The 21576-nt window shown below is 35.7% G+C and carries 20 protein-coding genes, 1 tRNA gene and 1 pseudogene; 4 read left to right on the forward strand and 18 right to left on the reverse strand.

The window, feature by feature from the left end; translation table 11 throughout:
- Positions 1-67: 67 nt before the first annotated feature.
- The 5 genes from folD to WHA_RS02385 all read right to left on the reverse strand — a co-directional run bounded on the left by folD (position 68) and on the right by WHA_RS02385 (position 4337).
- Positions 68-955: a bifunctional methylenetetrahydrofolate dehydrogenase/methenyltetrahydrofolate cyclohydrolase FolD gene (folD, locus tag WHA_RS02365; protein ID WP_015589066.1), complete on the reverse strand. Its 888-nt coding sequence runs from the start codon at positions 953-955 to the stop codon at positions 68-70.
- Positions 939-1514, reverse strand: coding sequence for a UbiX family flavin prenyltransferase (locus WHA_RS02370; RefSeq protein WP_006280027.1), 576 nt, complete (start codon positions 1512-1514; stop codon positions 939-941). Before WHA_RS02370 ends, folD begins: the two co-directional genes overlap by 17 nt.
- Positions 1507-1773: a DUF2312 domain-containing protein gene (locus WHA_RS02375; protein ID WP_010082293.1), complete on the reverse strand. Its 267-nt coding sequence runs from the start codon at positions 1771-1773 to the stop codon at positions 1507-1509. Before WHA_RS02375 ends, WHA_RS02370 begins: the two co-directional genes overlap by 8 nt.
- 13 nt (positions 1774-1786) lie before the next feature.
- Complete coding sequence (locus tag WHA_RS02380; RefSeq protein WP_015589067.1) at positions 1787-3070, reverse strand: HlyC/CorC family transporter; 1284 nt, start codon at positions 3068-3070, stop codon at positions 1787-1789.
- Positions 3071-3158: 88 nt separating this feature from the next.
- On the reverse strand, positions 3159-4337 hold the full coding sequence (locus WHA_RS02385; protein ID WP_015589068.1) for an aspartate aminotransferase family protein: 1179 nt from the start codon (positions 4335-4337) through the stop codon (positions 3159-3161).
- A 275-nt stretch (positions 4338-4612) separates the two neighbouring features.
- Between WHA_RS02385 and WHA_RS02390 the strand changes: the two genes are divergently transcribed.
- Both WHA_RS02390 and WHA_RS07495 read left to right on the forward strand, forming a co-directional pair.
- Positions 4613-5785, forward strand: coding sequence for an NADH-quinone oxidoreductase subunit D (locus WHA_RS02390; protein ID WP_010962676.1), 1173 nt, complete (start codon positions 4613-4615; stop codon positions 5783-5785).
- Between the two features lie 369 nt (positions 5786-6154).
- Positions 6155-7240: pseudogene (locus WHA_RS07495) on the forward strand (IS3 family transposase).
- Between the two features lie 115 nt (positions 7241-7355).
- Here WHA_RS07495 and argS read toward each other — a convergent pair.
- The 3 genes from argS to WHA_RS02415 form a co-directional block, all read right to left on the reverse strand.
- Positions 7356-9062 carry an arginine--tRNA ligase gene (gene argS, locus WHA_RS02405; protein WP_015589069.1) on the reverse strand — a complete coding sequence of 569 codons (1707 nt, stop codon included), beginning with the start codon at positions 9060-9062 and terminating at the stop codon, positions 7356-7358.
- A 93-nt stretch (positions 9063-9155) separates the two neighbouring features.
- The gene (locus tag WHA_RS05985; RefSeq protein WP_015589070.1) at positions 9156-9515 is read right to left on the reverse strand and encodes a hypothetical protein; all 360 of its coding nucleotides are present in this window, start codon (positions 9513-9515) and stop codon (positions 9156-9158) included.
- A gap of 86 nt (positions 9516-9601) precedes the next feature.
- Positions 9602-10195, reverse strand: coding sequence for a hypothetical protein (locus WHA_RS02415; protein ID WP_015589071.1), 594 nt, complete (start codon positions 10193-10195; stop codon positions 9602-9604).
- A gap of 442 nt (positions 10196-10637) precedes the next feature.
- On the opposite strand from WHA_RS02415, the gene WHA_RS07235 reads away from it, so the two are divergent.
- A complete protein-coding gene (locus WHA_RS07235; protein ID WP_007549126.1) occupies positions 10638-10763 on the forward strand; it encodes a hypothetical protein in 126 nt (41 codons plus the stop codon).
- 330 nt (positions 10764-11093) lie between these two features.
- Here WHA_RS07235 and WHA_RS02425 read toward each other — a convergent pair whose 3' ends face one another.
- The gene (locus WHA_RS02425; RefSeq protein WP_015589072.1) at positions 11094-12749 is read right to left on the reverse strand and encodes a cell envelope integrity protein TolA; all 1656 of its coding nucleotides are present in this window, start codon (positions 12747-12749) and stop codon (positions 11094-11096) included.
- Positions 12750-12975: 226 nt separating this feature from the next.
- Positions 12976-14685 (reverse strand): ABC transporter ATP-binding protein, encoded by a 1710-nt coding sequence (locus tag WHA_RS02430; protein ID WP_015589073.1) that lies wholly within the window; start codon positions 14683-14685, stop codon positions 12976-12978.
- Between the two features lie 1003 nt (positions 14686-15688).
- Here WHA_RS02430 and WHA_RS02435 point away from each other — a divergent pair.
- Positions 15689-16552: an Rpn family recombination-promoting nuclease/putative transposase gene (locus WHA_RS02435; RefSeq protein WP_015589074.1), complete on the forward strand. Its 864-nt coding sequence runs from the start codon at positions 15689-15691 to the stop codon at positions 16550-16552.
- 194 nt (positions 16553-16746) lie between these two features.
- Here the strand turns inward: WHA_RS02435 and WHA_RS02440 are convergent, their stop codons facing one another.
- The 8 genes from WHA_RS02440 to rpsD all read right to left on the reverse strand — a co-directional run bounded on the left by WHA_RS02440 (position 16747) and on the right by rpsD (position 21567).
- Complete coding sequence (locus WHA_RS02440; RefSeq protein WP_015589075.1) at positions 16747-17862, reverse strand: FtsW/RodA/SpoVE family cell cycle protein; 1116 nt, start codon at positions 17860-17862, stop codon at positions 16747-16749.
- Positions 17859-18575 carry a bifunctional demethylmenaquinone methyltransferase/2-methoxy-6-polyprenyl-1,4-benzoquinol methylase UbiE gene (gene ubiE, locus WHA_RS02445; RefSeq protein ID WP_010962557.1) on the reverse strand — a complete coding sequence of 239 codons (717 nt, stop codon included), beginning with the start codon at positions 18573-18575 and terminating at the stop codon, positions 17859-17861. Before ubiE ends, WHA_RS02440 begins: the two co-directional genes overlap by 4 nt.
- Positions 18576-18628: 53 nt before the next feature.
- Complete coding sequence (gene lipA / locus WHA_RS02450; RefSeq protein ID WP_015589076.1) at positions 18629-19492, reverse strand: lipoyl synthase; 864 nt, start codon at positions 19490-19492, stop codon at positions 18629-18631.
- The gene (gene rpmB, locus WHA_RS02455) at positions 19485-19799 is read right to left on the reverse strand and encodes a 50S ribosomal protein L28 (RefSeq protein WP_006279619.1); all 315 of its coding nucleotides are present in this window, start codon (positions 19797-19799) and stop codon (positions 19485-19487) included. Before rpmB ends, lipA begins: the two co-directional genes overlap by 8 nt.
- A 37-nt stretch (positions 19800-19836) precedes the next feature.
- Positions 19837-20178: a DUF721 domain-containing protein gene (locus WHA_RS02460; RefSeq protein ID WP_010082513.1), complete on the reverse strand. Its 342-nt coding sequence runs from the start codon at positions 20176-20178 to the stop codon at positions 19837-19839.
- Between the two features lie 447 nt (positions 20179-20625).
- Positions 20626-20826 (reverse strand): Fe-S cluster assembly protein IscX, encoded by a 201-nt coding sequence (gene iscX, locus WHA_RS02465; protein ID WP_007552114.1) that lies wholly within the window; start codon positions 20824-20826, stop codon positions 20626-20628.
- 30 nt (positions 20827-20856) lie between these two features.
- Positions 20857-20943, reverse strand: a tRNA-Leu gene (locus tag WHA_RS02470).
- A gap of 9 nt (positions 20944-20952) precedes the next feature.
- Complete coding sequence (gene rpsD / locus WHA_RS02475) at positions 20953-21567, reverse strand: 30S ribosomal protein S4 (protein ID WP_010962555.1); 615 nt, start codon at positions 21565-21567, stop codon at positions 20953-20955.
- Between the last annotated feature and the right edge of the window lie 9 nt (positions 21568-21576).

Below are 21576 nucleotides of genomic sequence, written 5' to 3' on the forward strand. Positions count from 1 at the left end.
AATCTCAATTTTTTATTAATTGTGAGATGTGGTACATTCTATCTTCATACAGCTTCCTCTTCATACCTCAACTAATGAAATTAGAAGCATCAACTCCCTTCTGCAAGCAAGCAGCAATAACAGTGTTCATCATTAGAAATGCAATGGTCATTGGGCCAACGCCCCCGGGTACTGGGGTAATAGCTTTGACTTTTTCTTTCATTCCCCCGAAGTCAACATCACCTACGAGCTTACTTTGTTCTCCTACGTTAACGCTATTTATGCCAACATCGATCACTATTGCACCTTTCTTTATCCAGTCTGCTTGAACAAAATTTGGCTTTCCGACTGCTGCAACTACTATATCCGCTTTAGAGCAATATTCAGCTAAATCTTTGCTTTGTGAATGCAAGATGGTGACAGTGCAGTTTTCTTGCAATAGCAGGTAAAACATTGGCTTGCCCACGATATTTGACCTACCAATTACCACTGCGTTTTTACCGGAAAGGTTCTCTTCAATTGACTTAATTAAATGCAAAGAACCTTTAGGAGTGCAAGGTATAAGGCAGTTTTTTTCACCTTTAACTAATTTGCCAACGTTTTCATCATGAAAGCCATCTACATCTTTTTCAACACTTACTGTGTTAATTACTCTGCTTGCACTAATATGATTTGGTAAAGGCAATTGCACTAAAATGCCATGCACAGATGGATCTTCATTTAATTCATTGATTTTTTCAATTAATTCATCTTCTGAAATATTATCAGGCAAAACAATGGTCTCAGAACTTATGCCTATTGATTCTGCTTTTTTCTGTTTGTTGCGAACATAAACCTGACTTGCTGGATTGCTGCCCACGAGAATTACTTTCAGGCAAGGAAAAATGTTATACTCTCTCTTTAAAATATCAATTTTTTGTGATAGCCTCTCACATAGGTCGTTTGCTATTTTTTTACCATCAATAATAATTGTCACTTCCTTGCCACTCCTTAAAGTCGGGTAATTTGATATCAAATAAATCCAATACTTTGCCAACAGAATGATTAATAATATCATCCAACGATTTTGGTTTAATATAAAAAGCTGGTACTGGTGGAGCAATAATTGCTCCCATCTCCGTTAATTTTAACATATTTTGTAAATGCCCAAGATGCAGTGGTGACTCTCGCACCATAAGAACTAACTTTCTTCTTTCTTTTAGCGTTACATCTGCAGCCCTTGTCAATAGATTGGAAGTAACACCTGATGCGATTTCAGACATTGTCTTCATAGAGCATGGTGCTACAATCATCCCTGAGGTTTTAAATGAGCCGCTTGCTATTTTTTCTCCAATCTTTTCTTCAGAATAGTAAAAATCTGCAAGTGATGTAATATCTTCAAGTTTTTCTTTAATCTCGTGAGCTAAAGTTATTTTCCCAGCACGACTTATCACTAAATGAGTTTCATAATCGACGTCTTTCAACGCTTCTAAAATACGCACACCGTAAATAGAACCAGATGCTCCACTTATTCCAATTACAATTCTGCTATTCACTTAACTCTTCTTCGTAGCTCATTCCCAATGCACGTTTATAGGTATCAAGCAATATTTCTTGTTCCTCTCTGTCATCATCATCCATCTTCCTCAGCCTAATAATTTGTTTCATCACTTTTATATCCCAACCTTCATCTGCGGCTTTTGCATATACATCACGAATGTGATCTTGCACATCCCTCTTTTCTTGTTCAAGTTTTTCGATTCTCTCTATGTAACCCTTCAACTCTTCAGCCGTGATTTTTACTGTATCTTCCATGAAACTCCACTAATTAATTGCTGCCACTAATATTACCAGTTTTTACTTGCACTTCAACAACAGTAATAATATTTTTATCTTTTTTTAAAATCTTAAAGCGAAAACCATACATGGAAAACTCCTCGCCTTCGTCAGGAATGCGCTCTATTTCATTCACAATCATACCTGCTAGAGTTGTAGCTTCTTCATCAGGGAGATTCCAGTATAACTGCCTGTTAATGTCCCTAATAGTAGATTTTCCTTCTATGTGATACATATTATCAGATATTTTCTTTATAAAATTCTCCGTAATCAAATCATGTTCATCCGAAATTTCTCCAACTATTTCTTCCAGTATATCCTCAAGAGTTACAATTCCCTGCAGTGCTCCATACTCATCAATAACAAATGCAAGGTGTTTCCTGTTCTTACGGAAGTTGTGAAGTTGCACGCTGAGCGGTGTACTTTCTGGTATGAACCAAGGCCTTGACATAACTTGGGTAATGTCAACTCCTTCCGCTTTATTATTCTTTTCACGCAAAGCATTTATTAGAGCTTTCACGTGAATTACACCTACAATGTTATCTGGTTCCTTCTGCCATAAAGGTACTCTACTGTGACTGCTGGTTAAAATCTCTCTTATTAACTCTTCTTTATTCCGATCTATATCAAGAGAAAATAGGTTTCTTCTATGGGTCATAATTTGTGATATCTCTGTCTCAGCCAAATCAAGTATGCTGCTTAGCATATCTAAATCCTGTTGCAACATAGTTCCTTCACTGCGGTGAAGAGTAATCATATTACGCATTGCATCCGCTGCAGATATCACTTCCTTATCTTTATGCAGCCCACATAATTTTAGGATGAGGTTAACAATAAATTGAATACCTAGTGTCAATGGAGAAAAAATCTTTACAAAAAACAATACAAAATAAGCAGAAAATGATGCAAATTTTTCAGGATTTTGAATAGCATAAGTTTTTGGTAGAACTTCGCAGAACAATAAAATACAAAATGTCATTATAATTGTTGATAGGAGAATGCCCTCATTTCCAAAAAGATTGATAAATATTGCTGTAAATAAAGCAGAGCAAGTAATATTAATAATTGTATTGCCGAGCAATACCGTTCCTATTGTCAATTCTTTCCTATTTAATAAGCGATCTATTACCCTGGCTTTTTTGTTACCGTCTAGCTTTAGCTTATTAACTCGAGAACGGCTAATTGAGGTTAAGCCTATTTCTGCTCCTGAGAACAAAAACGATAAAACTAACAAAACAAAAATTGCTGATGATACTAAGACCAATAACCAATCCATTAAAGTACGATGTTATTGTGATAAAAAATAAAATTAATTTTACATGTTATGAGAGGCATTTGCAAGCCTGAATTTATATTGCCGAATTTTATATACCTTTAATCTTAAAAAACAAATCATAAAGCATATTACACGCTGCGTTCACATGCTCATCCTCAATGATAAGTGGTGGGGTTACCCTTACTACTTTGTTGTTTAAAACCCTAGTTATTATTAAACCTTTATCAAGAGATCGACTAATAATTTTATCAGCTACAAGAGTTGCTAGTTCTATTCCCATTAGTAACCCTTCTCCACGAACTTCTAAAATCATCTCAGGAAATTCTTTAGCTAAAAGCAACAGCTTTTCTTTTAAATATTTACTAATTCTTTTAACATGATCAAAAAAGCCTTCTTTTAGCATTATATCGAGCACTGCATTACCAACAGTCATGGCAAGTGGATTGCCACCATAGGTTGATCCATGAGTTCCTGGAGTAATTGCTTCTGCTATATAATCTTTCACTAAACATGCAGCTACAGGAAAACCGTTACCCATAGCCTTCGCACAGGTTAGCATATCAGGTTCAATGCCGACATTTTGATAATGAAATAAAGAACCGATGCGTCCATATCCGCACTGCACTTCATCAAAGCACAAAATTATTCCTTGAGCTTTTGTTATTTCCCTTACTTTTTGAAGATATTCTACGTCTAGTGGATATACTCCACCTTCACTTTGTATGGGCTCTAAAAACACAGCAGCTGTCTCATCGCTGATTTTTTTCTCCAAAGCTTTAATGTCATTTCTTGGCACTTTATCAAAACCAGAAAGAAGCGGAGCAAAACCTTCGCGTGATTTTTCACTGCCTCCAGCAGAAATTGCAGCAATACTGCGGCCATGAAACCCTCCTTCAATTGTAATAATACGATTACGTTTTGCTTGCCCTTTCAAGTAAAAATAACGACGAATAAACTTAATTGCAGCTTCTGTTGCTTCAAGCCCACTTGAGCAGAAAAAAACTTTATCTGCAAAAGTAAGAGTTGTTAAACGCTCGGCAAGCCTTTCTTGCTCGGGAATAGTAAAAATGTTAGAGCAGTGCCATAGTGAGCTCAATTGCTCTTTCAGCTTATCTGTAATGTATGGATGACAATGCCCTAAAGAAGTTGTAGAAATACCTGCAGCAAAATCTAAATATTTTTTACCACCTCTATCAAAAAGATATACCCCTTCTCCCCTAACTATAGGAGTGTCAAGTCTATTATACGCATTAACAACATGATCCATTTTATAAGTATTGTGGTGTTATCTATACTATACCTGAAATGAATCCATTAACACAAAGCTTTTCCTTTAACCTCTTATGCTACTTCAACTAAAAATTTGGCTAATGCAAACCTTTTTTGTCATTCTATAGCTAAAGTGACTTGGTTTTACCAACACTTATTAGCCATTGTAAAAGTTTTTGTTTCTATTGAATGATAGTTGTAGCCTATGCAAGAAGTTTATTGACTTTGAGCGCACTTTAGCCTATACAATTTTAATATCTTAAACTACTGGACATGCCCGATCTAAAGACAATGATGTTAAATTTTGGACCTCAGCACCCAGCTGCACATGGAGTGTTGCGTCTTGTTTTAGAGATGGATGGTGAAGTGATCGAGAGGGCAGATCCCCATATTGGGCTTCTGCACCGCGGTACTGAAAAATTAATAGAACATAAAACGTATCTTCAAGCTTTGCCTTATTTTGATCGCCTTGATTACGTATCACCAATGTCACAAGAGCATGCATATTCACTTTGTGTGGAGAAATTGTTGCAATGTGAAGTGCCAATTAGGGCAAAGTATTTACGTGTCTTGTTTTGTGAACTGACGAGAATACTAAATCATTTACTGAACGTTTCTTCTCAAGCACTTGATGTTGGAGCAATGACCCCTCTTTTATGGCTCTTTGAAGAAAGAGAAAAAATACTGGAATTTTACGAAAGAGCTTCAGGTGCAAGGTTTCACGCAGCTTACATCAGGCCAGGTGGAATTGCAGCAGATGTTCCAGAAGATTTGATTGAGGATATTGCAAAGTTTATAGAGCAATTTCCAAAATATATAGACGATGTTGATGAACTTTTAACAGAAAATAGGATATGGAAGCAACGCACTGTAGGAATTAGTGAAATATCAATTAAACAGGCACTTGATTGGGGCTTTAGTGGCCCAATGTTGCGCGCTGCTGGGCTTGCTTGGGATTTGCGAAAAAGCCAGCCATATGAGATATATGATCAACTAGATTTTGATATACCGATCGGCCAAAATGGCGACTGTTATGACCGTTATCTAGTTAGAATGGCAGAGATTAGGCAATCTATCAGTTTGGTGAAGCAGTGCATAGAGAAAATGCCTGAAGGGCAAATAAAAACTGAAGATAGAAAAATTTCTCCACCGTCAAGAGCAGAGATGAAAAAATCTATGGAAGCTCTGATTCACCATTTTAAGCTCTATTCAGAAGGATATCACGTACCAGAAGGTGAGGCTTACGCAGTTGTTGAGGCACCAAAAGGTGAGTTTGGAGTGTATATAGTTTCAGATGGTACCAATAGACCTTATAGGTGCCGAATAAGAGCACCTGGCTTTGCGCATTTACAAGCCTTAGACTTTATGGCAAAAGGACACATGCTTGCTGACGTTGCAGCAATTATTGGCTCACTCGATATAGTTTTTGGTGAGATTGATAGGTAATCATTGGTACCCGTTCAGGCAATGGCGTCATGCAAGTAGCTGACACATAACTGTACGAACATTTGTTTGCAAAGGCAGTATGTTAAGTGTTATAGCCGATTTTGCCTCAAACACAAAGGCAGTGCCTTGACTACTTGGATCCAGAAAAATTGATTGTGTACTATACAACATTTTCGATTAAAAGCGTAACCGTTCACTGTTAGACTGCATTCTGTGATTTTTAGCAAAACATGATCTTTCATTTGAGCTTCCTTCAATTTAAAATAAATACAGAAAATTGCTGCCTATAGCTAAACTGATCTTACCCAGAAAAAGTGGAGAGAAAGAAAGGAGTTTTTTCGGGTAAAATAAAATTTTGGAGGATTAGAAATGGCAAGAGAATATACGGCAGAATTCAAATTGGAAGCTGTTAAGCTGGCAAATGAACAAAGAAAGGTAGGTCAACCAGTTGCAAAAGTAGCAAGAGATCTAGGAATAAGGGATAGTGTATTAGGAAAATGGATGAAGAAATATAACGAAAAAAAGTCAGCGGCAAATGCATTTCCAGATGTAGCACCTTATGACAAAGAGAGATTTGATTTACAGAAAGAGTTAGCAAAAGTAACAAGAGAAAGAGACATTTTAAAAAAAGCCCTGGCCAGTCAAAAAGAGTAAAATATTTTTTTATATAGTAACTGCTATAAAGTACAGGAATTATGTAGGATTTTCTGCTAGTGGCTACTATAAGTGGACCACAAGAAAAATAAGCAGTAGAGAATCAGCAAATAAAGAGTTATTAGCAGATATTCAAAAAATATATCAAGCTTCTAAATGTAGATATGGAGCTCCTAAAATTCATGCTGAATTAAAGGCTTTGGGTAAAAGTTGCAACTTAAAAACAGTGCAAAGTATTATGCAGAAAAATGGTATTCAGGCTATATTGAGAAGAAAATTTAAAATTAAGAAACAACAAACGGACAGTAGCTCCCAATATATTAGACCAAAACTTTATTGTCGATCAACCAAATAAAGTATGGGATTACTTATATAAAAACCAAAGAAGGATGGCTATATTTGGCAACAATAATCGATCTATATTCACGCATGGTAGTTAATGAGCAGTTCAATAAATAAACAATTGGTTATGGACTCTTTATTAATGGACGTTAACAAGCGTAAACCTGCCAAAAATCTACTATTACATAGTGATCAAGGTTCACAATATACTTTGCAAGGTTATCAATATCTCTTATCCATAAAAAACATAGATGAGTCATAAAGGTTGTTGTTACGACAATTCTGTTGTGGAAAGCTTCTTCAGTTCTCTAAAAAGGGAGTTACCAATAGACACCTCTCGGCACTCTAAACAGCATATCAAAACTGCTATATTTGAATATATAGAAATTTTTTATAACAAACAACGTCACTATTAACTATTGCATTCCAGAACAATTTGATGCATCATTCTTTTTGTAAAAAACATTCCAAACTTTCTCTCCACTTTTTCTGGGTAAGGTCAATAAACTATAACATTTTTACTTAATTTTGTCAACTTCTCTATTCGTTGAAAAAACAATCTTGCATAAAAAAATCAACTCATCTCTTCCAAAGGCTCTATATTGAAGATAGAAAGTCCAGAAGCGATGACGTGCGCTAAGGCTTGCACGAGAAACATTCTTGCAGCGGTGAGGTTTAAGTTGTCTTCCAGTATGAAACGCATGTTTAAATCACTCTTGCCATACCCCCATAAAACGTGAAACGCTTCTGCAACTTCAAGTAAGTAGAAAGTAATTCTGTGTGGCTCACAAAGCCTTGCTGCAATTTCTACCACATCTGGCCACTTTGCTAAGGTTTTTATGAGGAAGAGCTCTCCACCTGTCCTTAAAAGTGAAGGATCTGCTGTTGGGAGCTCTTTTGGAGCATTACGCATTAACGAATGAGCACGAGCATGCGCATATTGCACGTAAAAAATAGGGTTGTCTTTTGACTGTTCTTTAACTTTAGCAAAATCAAAGTCCAAGACCATATCATTCTTGCGTGTTAGCATTATAAAACGAGTTATGTCCCTGCCAACTTCTTCCACTACATCCCTTGCTGTGAGGAAATTTCCTGATCTTTTGGACATCTTAACAGGTTTGCCGTTCTCGAAAAAATTCACAATATTATGCAGTTTTACCTCTATTTTTGCTTGATCATCACTGAGCGCAGAGACGACTGCTTTGAGTCTTTTGACATAACCGCCGTGGTCACTACCAAGCTCTACGATCATATTGTTAAAACCACGCGATATCTTATCAAAATGGTAAGCGATATCCGAGGCAAAATAAGTCCAACTGCCGTCCTCTTTCTTCAATGCACGGTCAACGTCATCACCAAATTTTGTAGAGCGAAATAGCATCTCTTTTCTGGAAGTCCAATTTTCGCTTTCTTTGCCTTTTGGTTTCTCCAGGTACCCTTCATACACTAGACCCTTGTCAGACAATATCTTTATACTCTCTTCAATTTTGCCACTTTTTTGTAGCTCATACTCTGAAGTAAAAACATCATGATTTACTCCAAGTAAGTTCATGTCTTCCTTTATAATTTCTAAGATAGAACTTAAAGTATAGTCTCTAATCACTTGATTATCTTGCTTTTCTAGAAGCTCTGCGCCATATTTTTTGGCCAGCCCCTCCCCTATCGGTTTTAAATATTCACCTGGGTATAAACCTTTTTCAACACTAATTTTTTCTCCCAGAGCTTCTTTATATCGCAAATACACTGACCGAATTAGCGTATCTATCTGTGCTCCAGCATCATTAATATAGTATTCCTTAGTAACTTTATAACCAACTTTTTTCAATAAATTTGCCAGAACGTCACCAAATACTGCCCCTCTTGCATGACCAATATGCAGTGGACCAGTTGGATTTGCAGATACAAATTCAACATTGATGGCCTGATTGTTCCCTATATCTAGGGTGCCAAACTCTGTTTTTAGCTCATTTATTTGTTTTAAAATTCCATGCCACACTTCTATTTTTAAGTGCATGTTGATGAAACCAGAGCCTGCTATTTCCACTTTTGCAACTTCATCAAAAAGTTCAAATTCTTTGGCTAAAACCTCTGCAATTTCAATGGGATTCTTCTTTTCATGCTTTGCAAGCACCATAGCAACATTTGTGTAAATGTCTCCATGGACTCTATTGCTTGGAGGCTCTATGATAAAGTTTGCTGCACTTGTGCTTATAACACCCCTTTGTTTCAACTCATTCAATTTACTAAAGATTAGAGAGGAAATCTGCTTAAAAATGTTCATTCACTATATTGCTATAAAATCTATAGCAGTATAGTGAATAAGTGGGACTAGTTGAAGGTTTATCTTAACTATTTTATCTTCCTGGATCAGAGTTTATATTAAGTCGTTGCCGTAACCATGGTAAGAGAAAGCCATACCTTCGCTGTAACCATCATTACCAGCATCAGGCTCTTCAACATCATCAGGTTCTTTAACATCATCAGGCTCTTTCTCTTTCTTTAGTTCATTCTTAATATTTTCTTTCAGTTCATTCTTAGTCTTATCATCAATCTTACACTTAAGATCTTTACCACATTTATCATAAATCAACTTACCCTTATTGACTTTACAATCATCCAACTTTGTGAACAAATTAATTTTCAACATATCACTGACATAGCACGTATCAAGTGGCAATATACGTACATGATTTGCATTTTTTTGATTCGGACAAGAAAAAGTATTCGTTGGCATAAAATATCTCCATTAGTAAATAAAATTATTAAAAAATTAACCATAAGATGGAAGTGTGTACTAACAATGTACACACTGTATTACTTTTATATAATATGAACAGTGCCTTCTAACACTGACATATTGTGGGTAGAAAAAAAGGCTTCAGCACTTTTTGCATCTAATATAGAAGAGTTTATTACTTCTACACATTTATCACATTCAGAATTGTTTTCACAACTGCCCACAAGTTTACCATCTATAACCTGAAGGTTGTTTTTAGCATTCTGAATAGTTTTTGCACATTCTTTAAACTTGTAGCCTGTTGGCTCTCTGGTCTCAATATCAAGAATATCATCAGTTATTGGGTTGACCGTTATTGCAAGCTTTGAAAAATCAACGATTGTTTTAGATTCAGGTTCAGGCTTAACTTGTGGACAAGGGGGACAAGCAGAACAAGCAGGAGCAGGGGGGCAAGCAGGAGCAGGGGGACAAACAGTATCAGGACAAGCAGGACAAGGTGGTATATTTAAATCGAATTCGGGAAGCTGTATATTTAATTCGAGTCCATCATGCCACGAGTCAAAGCGGTTATGGCAACGTGGGTCAAAGTTATGATGGTACCGTGGGTCAGTTATGCAAGCTGTGCGCACAGGAGTACATGAATCCATACGTGGATACGAAGAAAAATTGTAAGTCATAAAAATCCTTTAAAAAGCAACTATTAGATTATTATAGGATAAAAAAGTTAATGATTTAATAATTTTAAGGCTAAAATTAGCATATACAAAGTCCTTAACCTACAGTACATTTCAAAATACGACTTTAATGTAGCAGATATTAGAGTTAAAAGTTTTACTATGGTAGAATAATGATAAGATTCCAAGAAGAAGCTGTCAGTAGTCAAATTAGTCGTGTTGCTGAAATAAATTGTAATATATGGTTACTGTGAATAACAATTGCTTATCTTCTCAAGCAAAACATGAAACACATGGGTTGAATAACACCCATGTGCTCTTGGAAGCACGTATAGCTAGACGTGCGTTTATGAGTTGTTTAAAAACAATCTTCTAACAAAGAAACCCAAATTCATCACAAGGATTATGACATGTGTCATAATAATTATGATATGAGTCAAAATGATTGTGGCACGAATTAGTAGCACAAGGTGCGTATGCAGGTGCACAAGCTTGTGCACAGTTCGATACTGGTGTTGGTGAAACTGATGCTGGCGAATTAAAAGCCGTACATGGTAGTTTTGGTAAATGACTATAATTATAAACCATAATGATCCTTTAAAAAATACTATGAGATTATTATAAATTAAAATAATTAAAAATTTAATAATTTAAATTATAAATCTAGCATATCAACTAACGGTATGATTTAAATTTTTTTTCAACTCCACTGTATCTTCGCCAGTTTTGCATACATCCCGTCTTCACTTATTAGAGAGTTGTGAGTTCCTATTGGCAACCGTAGCTCAGTTGGCAGAGCGTTAGTTTGTAGTGCTGAATGTCGCCAGTTCGATCCTGGTTACTCACTCTATTTTTCTGCAAAAATGCCATCTGGGCTGAAAAGCCCAGAAAGCATTCAGTCTTATATAAAATTAGTATCAACAGAAACAAGACTATCCTCATTATCATAATAGTAAGGATTTGTTTTTTCCGTACTATCAAAAACAGTTTTTAATAGTACTTCCTTATCACTGTCCCATGCAACTTTCTTCATAATTTTAGCAAAATCTTCACACTTTTTGTCAACTCCACAGTCCTTTATTTTGCCATTAGCCTTTAGATAAGGCTTTAATGAACTATACAATATCTGAGTGTTATTGCCCTCTTTATCTATCATTTGTCCTAATGTGTTAACAAGTATCAATGGTGCAATTTGTTTTGCTTTCGCAACAATTGTTCGATCGGACTCTCTAATGAGATCAGGACATGATTCTCTCATAAAAAAGCTTTTGTTGTATTCTTTATTATTATGATAACCGGCAGGGTAACAGAAACTCTTAATTTCATCGTCTTGACAGGCTATCTCTTGTGGATTATCCATACATTTTTTACATGACATATTACTAAAATAGTGTGCTGAATCAAAAAGCTCTGTAAAGGCAAATTTAAAATTTACTACACCGTAATAACCCTCTATTCCCTTTTCTATATATGTCGCAATTTTAGGATTACTATACATCTCAGGATACAATTCCTTTAGTAAATCAGATGTATTAAAACCTTGATGACCTATCTTATTATAAGCTGTATACCAAGAAGCATATGCTCCACAATTTTCAGCTTGGGAACAATCTAAGGTTATTTCTTGAGATGTAATGACACTTGCTTTTCCAGTTTCATCTTCTTTCTCATCAGTATCAGGTTTGTTTGTACCAGTTTCATCTCCTTTTTCACCAGTATCAGGTTTGCCTGTACCAATTCCTTTCTCTTTTTTGCATTCTTCAGCTTCTTTTTTATACCACTCAACCTCTGCCTTTGCCATTCCAATTTTACACTTTACAACTTCTTCTTTGGCTTTCTCAACTTTCTTTTCACACTGTACAAATGCTTCTTTTATCCCTTCAGCCTCCTCTTTTGCTTTTCCAGCGTCTGCTTTTGCCTGTTTAGCTTCTGCTTTCACTTTTTCAATCTCATCTTGAGCTTGTTTTATTGCTAAATCGGCTTTTGCTTTAGCATCATCTTTTGCACGTTCTATTGCCTGTTTAGCATCATCTTTTATCCTCTCAGCATCTTTTTCACATTTCGCAAACTGCTCTTTTGCTTCTTTAGCTTCACCATGTGCTTGTTTTACTGCTTCCGCAGCTTCTGCTTTAGCATCATTCTTTGCCTGATTGATTGCCTTTCCAGCGTCTTCTTTTATCCTCTCAGCATCTTTTTCACATTTCGCAAACTGTTCTTTTGCTTCTTTAGCTTCACCATGTGCTTGTTTTATTGCCTTTTTAGCATCATCTTCTGCACGTTTTACTGCCTTTTTAGCACCATCTTCTGCCTTCTTAGCCCTGTCTTTGCACTCTTCAAGTGTTTCTCTGGTAAATTCATCATCCTTTTTCTCTTTTTCGATCTGATCTCTTAGACCCGTAACCTGATCCTCAGTTACTACCTTATCATCAGTTACTACCTGATCTTCAGTTGTGATTTTATCCTTGATCGTCTCATCTACACCCTCATCACTATAAGAAAATTTGTTAGTATATGAATAGCGATTATTGATTTTATCACTATAGTTATGTTTTAACATAGAGACCTCCTATACAGTTAAAATTGGAATTAGATTAAGATAGAACAAGCTATGAATATAACGTGAATGAAAGAAACCACAGGTCACGAAATTTCCGGATAACTATGGAACCATTATAAAATAACAAAATTAAAAAATTAATAATTTTAATTTTAAATCTAGCATACTCATTAAATCAACAACGATATAGCTTAAATTCTCTTTTAATTTACACAATATTTCATGCCTACTGTATCTTCGCCAGTTTTGCATACAGCCCGTCTTTACTTATTAGAGAGTCATGAGTTCCTACTTCTTCTACTTTTCCATGATTAATTACTATAATCTTGTCAGTCTTGAGTGCGGTTGATAGCCTGTGTGTAATTACGATTGTTGTTCTGTTTTGCATTAACTTGCTCAAGGCTTTTTGCACGAGGTTCTCACTTTTGTAATCAAGGGCAGAGGTTGCTTCATCCAGTATTAAAACCTGAGGATTGTTGAGTATGGCCCTTGCTATTACAATACGTTGTTTTTGTCCTTCAGAAAGTTTTAATCCTCTTTTTCCTACAAATGTATCAAATTTATCAGGCAGCTTATCAATAAATTCCATCGCATAAGCGCTGATGGCTGCTTGCTTCACTTCCTCATATTCGGCACCTGGTTTGCCATATAGTATATTTTCCATTATTGAGCAAGAAAATATCATGTGATCTTGTGGCACTAAGCCAAACAACGATCTGAGGTCATTTAGCGCAATTGACTTAATATTGTGCCCATCGATAGTAATGCTACCTTTGTTTGGATCATGAAAACGGAGCAGAAGCTTTAAAATGGTGCTTTTACCACTGCCAGATGGTCCAACAATTGATACTGCTTGACCTGCCTCTATAGAAAATGATACGTTATTTAACGCTGGCTTATCAGACTGAGATTCATAAAAAAATGTTACGCCATTAAACGAAATTCCCTTTTGAACACTACAAATTTTTATAGGATCATCGGGATCTGCTATAGAGCTTTTCATATTTTTAAATTCAAATAAACGCTCTACTATTCCAAGACCTCGTTGTAAATCACTGATATTATCGCTCAAATTATTTATAGCTCCTGCTGCGAGCGCTGAATAAAACACAAATGAGGAGAGTTTTCCAATAGTTATATTATTGCTTAAGACTTCTTTAATACCAAAAAAGAGCAAAACAACTAGTGAACCTATCACACACGTGATAACTAGAGTTACTAAAATAGCACGCAAGAGTACTAATTTTACGTATGATTTTGATACTGAGTTTAAATGTTCCTTAAAACGGATTTTTTCGTTTTCCTCGAGTACAAACGATTTGATAGTCACTATAGATCTAAAATTTTCCTCACTAAATGACGCAAGCTCACTTAATTTATCCTGGGCAAAGCGTGCATAGCTACGCACTTTTTTTCCAAGTGAGGTCATGATAATGAGTAGTATAGGTATTATTGCGGCTGCATACGCAGTTAGTTGTATATTTGTATACAATAACATAGCAACACTACCAATCAGAATCACAAAATTTCGTAATATGGTTAGTAAGCTGCTGTTTATTATTGATTGCAGCACAGAGGTATCAGTAACTAACGCTGAAATAACATCTTGTACGCCTGTGTTCTCAAAGAAACTTGGTTGCAAGTTAGTGATACTGCTATATAAGTCATATCTGATTCTTGCGATAACTTTCTCGCTGCCAATGCCAATGAAATATAACCGAGTAAATGCAGTGAGAGAAATGGCTAAAACTATAAGTATTGCAACTAATAGTTTGGTAGTAAAATCGTGCTCTGTGCCAGAATCAATTATATTGCTTAAGCCTCTGCCAAAGAGGAGGATCATTAAGGCTGAAAATAAAACTGCAATAAAAGCTATGATGAAATAAGATAGATTAGGCTTTATATAGTAAAATAACTGCCTAATATTAGATCGCATCTTATTTTAAAGTTTCTAAAGTTAAGTATATAGATTCTAGTTTCAGGGGAAAGGGAAAAGGTGTAGTATGAAGCAATTTAGGTTCTGCAGCTGTTGTGATTTTAGTCCACCAAGAAAGGGTAGTAGCTCGCAGAAACAAAAAACTTGCTTGACAAACTCCGCCAGCTCCCTTATCATGAAACTGAAGCTATTGTATTTGCTTTCGCCAATCTGCAGATTAAAAGGTAAGGATTACTTAATGTATCGGCGTCTTATGTTCAATTTTTTGCAGTATATAGATACTGTATGTCTTTACAAAACTTCATCTACATCTAGATTTTTATCTAAATAAGCTGAACGCGCTTACAAAGCGTTACAAGGCATCAAAAAATGCCAATACTCGACAGAGATAGTAAAAGACTAGCTAACTCGGGGATTCTTTGTCTTTTTTTCTGCTTAGTAAATTTCTTAAACATTTGCAGCGTAGGTTAGTTGCAATTAAAAGCAGCTAAATTGCAGTGTTTAAGACTTAAAAAACGCCAATACTGAAAATAGACAATGACTAGGGTTTCTTTTGCCTTTTTTTCGTTTGGTAAATTCCTTAATATTTATAGCTAAACGACAATCGTCATCCCGCTACGTGTTAGCGGGATCTATGTTAAGGTATGACGGTTAAGTAAGGGATCTATGTTAAGAGATACCGCGGCGGTATGACGGTTCGTGGCGGCGTGACGATAAGCTCGTCATCCCGCTACGTGTTAGCGGGATCTCTTGTTAGCGGCTGAGATACCGCGAATGAATCGCGGTATGACAGTGTAGATAGTAATTCGTCATTCCGCTACGTGTTAGCGGGATCTAGAAATACCGTGAATGAATCGCGGTATGACGGTTTGCGGTGGTATGACGATAAGCTCGTCATCCCGCTACGTGTTAGCGCCGCAGCGGTATAGCTATACTTAAAAATATGGTTGAATAGTTGTTAATAATAGTGTATAATTATTAATCTTTTCTCAGTATTTTTACTATGGCTCTTTCTAAATTTCTCGATCCAAAATTGGACCTAACATTTAAAAAAATATTTGGTACTGAGAGAAATAAGAATATTCTTATTCATTTTTTGAACGATATTTTAGGATGTACTGAAGTCAACACTATACAAGAAGTAGAATTCTTAAGCACCATTATGGACCCTGAAATTGCTTCTGATAAACAAAGCATTGTTGATGTTCTTTGCAGGGATTCTAGTGGGAACAGGTATATAATTGAGATGCAGCTCACTCGTGATAAAGGCTTTGAAAAACGTGCACAACTTTATGCTGCTAAGGCTTACTCAAGACAAGCTGATAAATCTGGTAAATACGTTGATTTAAAGAAGATTTTCTTTATCGCGATTTCAAATTGTACCTTATTCCCTGATAAGCTTGACTATATATCTAGCCATACCATAAGAGATGAGAAAACCAATGAGCATGACTTAAAAGATTTTCAATTTATCTTCATAGAGCTGCCAAAATTTCCTAAGAGTAGAGAAGAACAACTAGAAAGTGTAGTAGACCGTTGGCTATTTTTTTTCAAATATGCAGATGAAACAACGGACGAAGATCTCAGAAAAATTGCGGAAAAATCACCAATAATAAAGCTAGCATATGATGAATTAGATAAGTTTCACTGGAATGAAAAAGATCTAATAGCTTATGAAGAAAGAATAATGGATCTGCGCAAAGAAGAAGCCATTCTTGAATACAGACTTGATCTTGCTAAAGAGGAAGGTAGAAAAGAGAGGGAAATTGAAGTCGCAAAGAATCTACTTAAAGCAGGTGTTTCTTTTAATATTATAGCTCAAACTACTGGTCTTTCTATGAGTGAGATCAAAGAATTGCAGAATTAAGTGTGAATGGTTACGAAAAATATAAGTTTTTGCGATAAACGACATAGTGATGTATTTGTTGTTCAGCATGTCAGTGGAATATTTTCTGAAAAATTTCCACATAACTCTTTCAGATTTCATAATATCTCTTGCCACTCATCTGAACAGATACCCATTTTGGAGGGATACCAATAATAGTTGTGAGCGGTACAAGTTTAGTCCATATACCTTCCAAGCATAATACGCTCACGAAACTTTAATGCAATAGCTTGATTTCTACTAAAAGACAGCATTATGCCAAGTGCGATGCTCGAAGATAAAAGAGAAGAACCACCATAGCTAAGTAACGGCAGGGTTATGCCGGTGGTTGGAAAAACACTCAATGTTACCCCTATGTTTATTATGAATTGTGTGATGAATTGCATTGAGATACCGAGAATCACTAACAGATTAAATAATTCATTTTCCCTATATGCAACGTAAAGCAAACGGGCGGAAATGATGCCAAATAACATCAATGTGGCTAAGCACGTAATCAAACCAAATTCTTCTGCTAAAACAGAAAACACAAAATCTGTATGACAATCAGGAAGAGAGGCTTTTACGCTACCTTCACCAGGTCCAACCCCAGTTAATTGACCTCTTTTGAATGCTTCTAATGATTTTGTGACTTGAAAGTTATCGCGCTGCGTAAAAAAGACAAAATTGTAAATCCTTTGCTTTATATGTGGGAGGCATAAGTAAGCTATTGTAGTTCCAGTTGTGGCCATTCCTATTATGCATAGAAAGTATAAAAATGGTATACATGCAATAAACATTTGACCAATAAAAGAATATGTTAAAAGCATAGACATACTGAAATCAGGTTGCAAAAGTAACAACACAAAAACTAACAGAAATATTATGATTGATATGTGTATTTTAAACTTCATTTCGCTGGCCAAGATACTAGCTATAACAACAGAAAAAAATGGCCTTACAAACTCAGATGGTTGAACTGAAATTTTGACAATATGTAACCATCGTTTCGCACCTTTTACCTCTATACCAAGTATTATCGCAATTGCTACTAGAATAGTAAATAAAATGAAACCTGCGAACGAGAGGTTAAGTATAGTTCTTGTGTTGAGAAAAGAAAATGTCACCAAGGTAATTAGTGACAGGACTATATAAATTGTGTGACGCCGTATAAAATAATCTTGTGGTAAAGAAAGACGCTGCGCAATTACAGGGCTTGCTGAATAAACAAGAATGAAGCTTATAGTGAGCAAAAAAAACACTGGAAGGATGAGATAGTAATCCAGCGTTCTATACCAGAGTTTAATATTCATTTTGTTCCAATGTGTAATGCCACTATTCCATAGCTCATATTATGAAACTCAACATTCTTAAAGCCTACCTCTTCAATTTCCATTTTAAAATCAGCCTGAGTTGGAAACTCTCTAATGCTCCTCACTAAATATTCATAAGAACTCTTGTCTTTAGCAACTATGCTGCCAATTTTAGGAATTACTTTAAATGAATATAAGTCATAAAGTTTGGTAAATATCTCATTTTGATAGTGCATAGGGGCAAATTCTAAGCAGATAAATTTTCCATGTGGTTTTAATACCCTGTGCGCCTCATTTAAAGCCTTCTTGCGGTCAGAAACGTTTCGAATGCCAAAAGCTATTGTGCAATAATCAAATTCGGAGTCTTCAAATGGTAAACTTTCTGCACTTGCACATACCCAATCAAAATTAATTTGGTTTGAATTTATAGCTTTATCACGTCCTCTGTTTAGCATGTTTTGATTTATATCGCATACTGTAACCTTAGCACTTGGCTCTTTTCTTACTACTCTTATTGCTATATCTCCAGTTCCTCCAGCAACATCTAAAACCTTAGAGTTTTTTGTAAAATGCACACTATTTACCATCTTATCTTTCCATAATCTGTGCATTCCGAGGCTCATTATATCATTCATGGTGTCGTAGCGACTTGCCACGGAATCGAATACCTCTTTAACTAATTGTGATTTCTTCTCGATTTTTATAGTAGACATTACGTAAAAACTCCTTTATAATTAGTAAAAATTAATTTGAATTAACACAAATGTCAACGACAGGCCTTGAGCCTGTTAAAATCTTCTTCAGCGTGGTATGATGACCGAGTTAGTGGGCTTGATGCAACCACTAGGAACCCTTTGGAGTAAGCGATATATTTATAATGCTCAAATTCCTCTGGGGTAACATACCTATCAAGTTTTGCATGTTTTGGAGTTGGTTGTAGATATTGACCAATTGTAATAAAATCAACCTCAGCACTGCGCAAATCGTCCATAACCTGAAGTATTTCCTCTTTTGTTTCTCCAAGACCAACCATAAGCCCTGACTTTGTGAAAACTTTAGAATTAATCTGCTTTACCATCTTCAGTAAATATAGTGAATGAAAATAGCGAGCTCGTGGTCTTATTTTTGCATACAATCTCGGCACTGTTTCAATATTGTGGTTATAGACATCAGGTGATGCAACAGCGATTGCTTCAAATGCTCCTTTCTTATTTAAAAAATCAGGAGTTAAAATCTCTATTGTTGTTTCTGAAGTTATCTTTCTAATTTCTTCTATGCACTGTATAAACTGATTTGCGCCACCATCTGGTAAATCATCACGATCAACGGAAGTAATAACAACATGCTTTAAGTTTAACTTTTTTATTGCTTTTGCTAAATTTTCTGGTTCATGAGGATCTAGTTTATCAGGAATGCCAGTTGCAACGTTGCAAAATGCACAAGCACGAGTGCAAACAGAACCAAGAATCATCACAGTAGCATGACGTTTATTCCAACATTCACCAATGTTTGGACATGCAGCCTCTTCGCACACTGTATGCAAGTTATGCAGTTTAACGATGTTTAAGGTCTCATTGAACACTTCACCGGTCGGAGCTTTTGCTCTGAGCCATTGAGGTTTGCTATGCATCTGAAACTGCTAACTCTACCTCTTGCTTTACTAAAACTTTTTTCAACCTTCTTTTTATCTTCTGCGCTTTCTCACTTAGTTTAATCGTTCTTGTGTTGAGCAAAAAAGCATCTAAATCACCTTTGTAATCTATAGTTCTCAAAGTTCTTGTTGCCACACGAAATCTAAACTTTTTATTCAATATATCACTTGTCAACGTAACCTTATGTAAATTTAAAAGAAAGGTACGCTTTGTTTTACGATTTGAATGTGATACCTTATTACCAAAAGATTTTTTTCTATTTGTTAATTCACAAACTCTACTCACTTCAATATACCAAATTATTCTATGTACTTAGATTACCTTATATAGTCAAATAGTCAATACTCTCTTGCTTAATTTTTATACCATATACTGCTTTATAGCCAAAAAATATCGTAATTTTTTCTATTATAAGAGAAATCATATGCTGAATTTCCAATGCTTTGCTGCCATTTGTTACTACCAGATGCAACACACCCGAATTTATATTCTGTGCATATGAGATCTTTTTCGGTTTTGTACACTCTGCTATTTCTTTCCCTACTATATTTCGCCAGTTTAAAATAAGACGTATTTCATTTTTGCTAATTTTATTTTTCATGCATTTTAATGCATAGTTTTCTATTATAGACTTTAATTTTTTTGGACCGCTACGTTTGAGCATTTTTCTGTTTTTTTAGTAGGTAGATAATATAAAAGTATACATATAACTTGAGATTTTGTCATTACTGCTACATGTTTGTGAGATACCGTGACGGTATGACCATAATCGTCACTCCGCAACGCATATTGCATAGTCGTCATTCCGCGGCGTGTTCGCGGAATCTAGCTCTGGTCACGCTACTTAGATGACAACCTTCTAACTGCTTTACAAACCTCTAGCCTCACACCGTAAAAGCAGTATTTTTATGCAAAACTTATCTCAACGTAGCACTTGTCAAGATCGTTCCATTTACCAAATTTTGTGCTGTCATCTTTGCCTCATAATTAACCTTATAGCTGTTTTAATTGTAATTAGTTAAATTATTATTAACTTGCCAGGCTAGATCCAAAAAATAGCATAATCCATATGCAAATTGTAATAGAAATCACGTTTGCGTATGGTTTATTGCTATGCGGTTAATCTTTCCTCAATCCAAGCTGCCTGAATGGCTTCGAGTATTTTCTCGTTACAGCGTTTTTCATCATCATCAAATTCCTCTAAACTCAAGACCTTTTTTTTAAGCTCAGTGAATCTGATACTAATTATATTCTCATTTGGAAATTTTTCCTCCAGAGCTTCCACAATATCTTCTATATCAAGCCATTTCATACTTTTTTGTATTTATCTGCTAAGTTAAATTGGTGCCCATGGGGAGACTTGAACTCCCAAGGTCGCAAAACCCACGGATTTTAAGTCCGCTGCGTCTACCGATTCCGCCACACGGGCTTTTTTTATCTATCTAGAGTAAAACTCTACTACTAAATTGACTTCCATGTCTGCTGAATAAGGAACCTCAGAATATTGAGGTGACCTCAAATACTTCACTGAATGCTCTTTACTATCTGCTTCTAAATAATCCGGAGCCTTGCGCTCTTGTTTTTGTTCAGCCTCTACTACTACAGGGATTTTTGCTGCCCTTTCTCTTATTTTTATTATATCACCTGGCTTCACTCGATAACTCGATATGTTAACCACCTTATCATTAACTGTAACGTGCTTGTGAGATATGAGCTGCTTTGCTGAGTAAATTGTTGGAACAAGACCAGAGTGGTATAAAACAGAACTTAATCTCGATTCTAAGATACCGATAAAATTATCAGCCGTATAACCCTTTCTGTTATAAGCATCTAAAAATGTACGTCTGAGCTGCTTACTTGAAATCGCATAGTAAAACTTAAATTTCTTATGCGCAGCAAACTGCTTACCAAAGTCGGATAACTTCTTGAATCCAAGAATACCATGTTGACCTGGAGGGTATTTCCTTTTGTTTACTGGGTCTTTAGCTCTACCCCATAAATTTACACCAAGTCTACGGCTAATCCTATACTTTCTAGTGATAACAGTTGTCATATAAAAACT

It is taken from the genome of Wolbachia endosymbiont of Drosophila simulans wHa (assembly GCF_000376605.1).
Classification (GTDB): domain Bacteria; phylum Pseudomonadota; class Alphaproteobacteria; order Rickettsiales; family Anaplasmataceae; genus Wolbachia; species Wolbachia pipientis.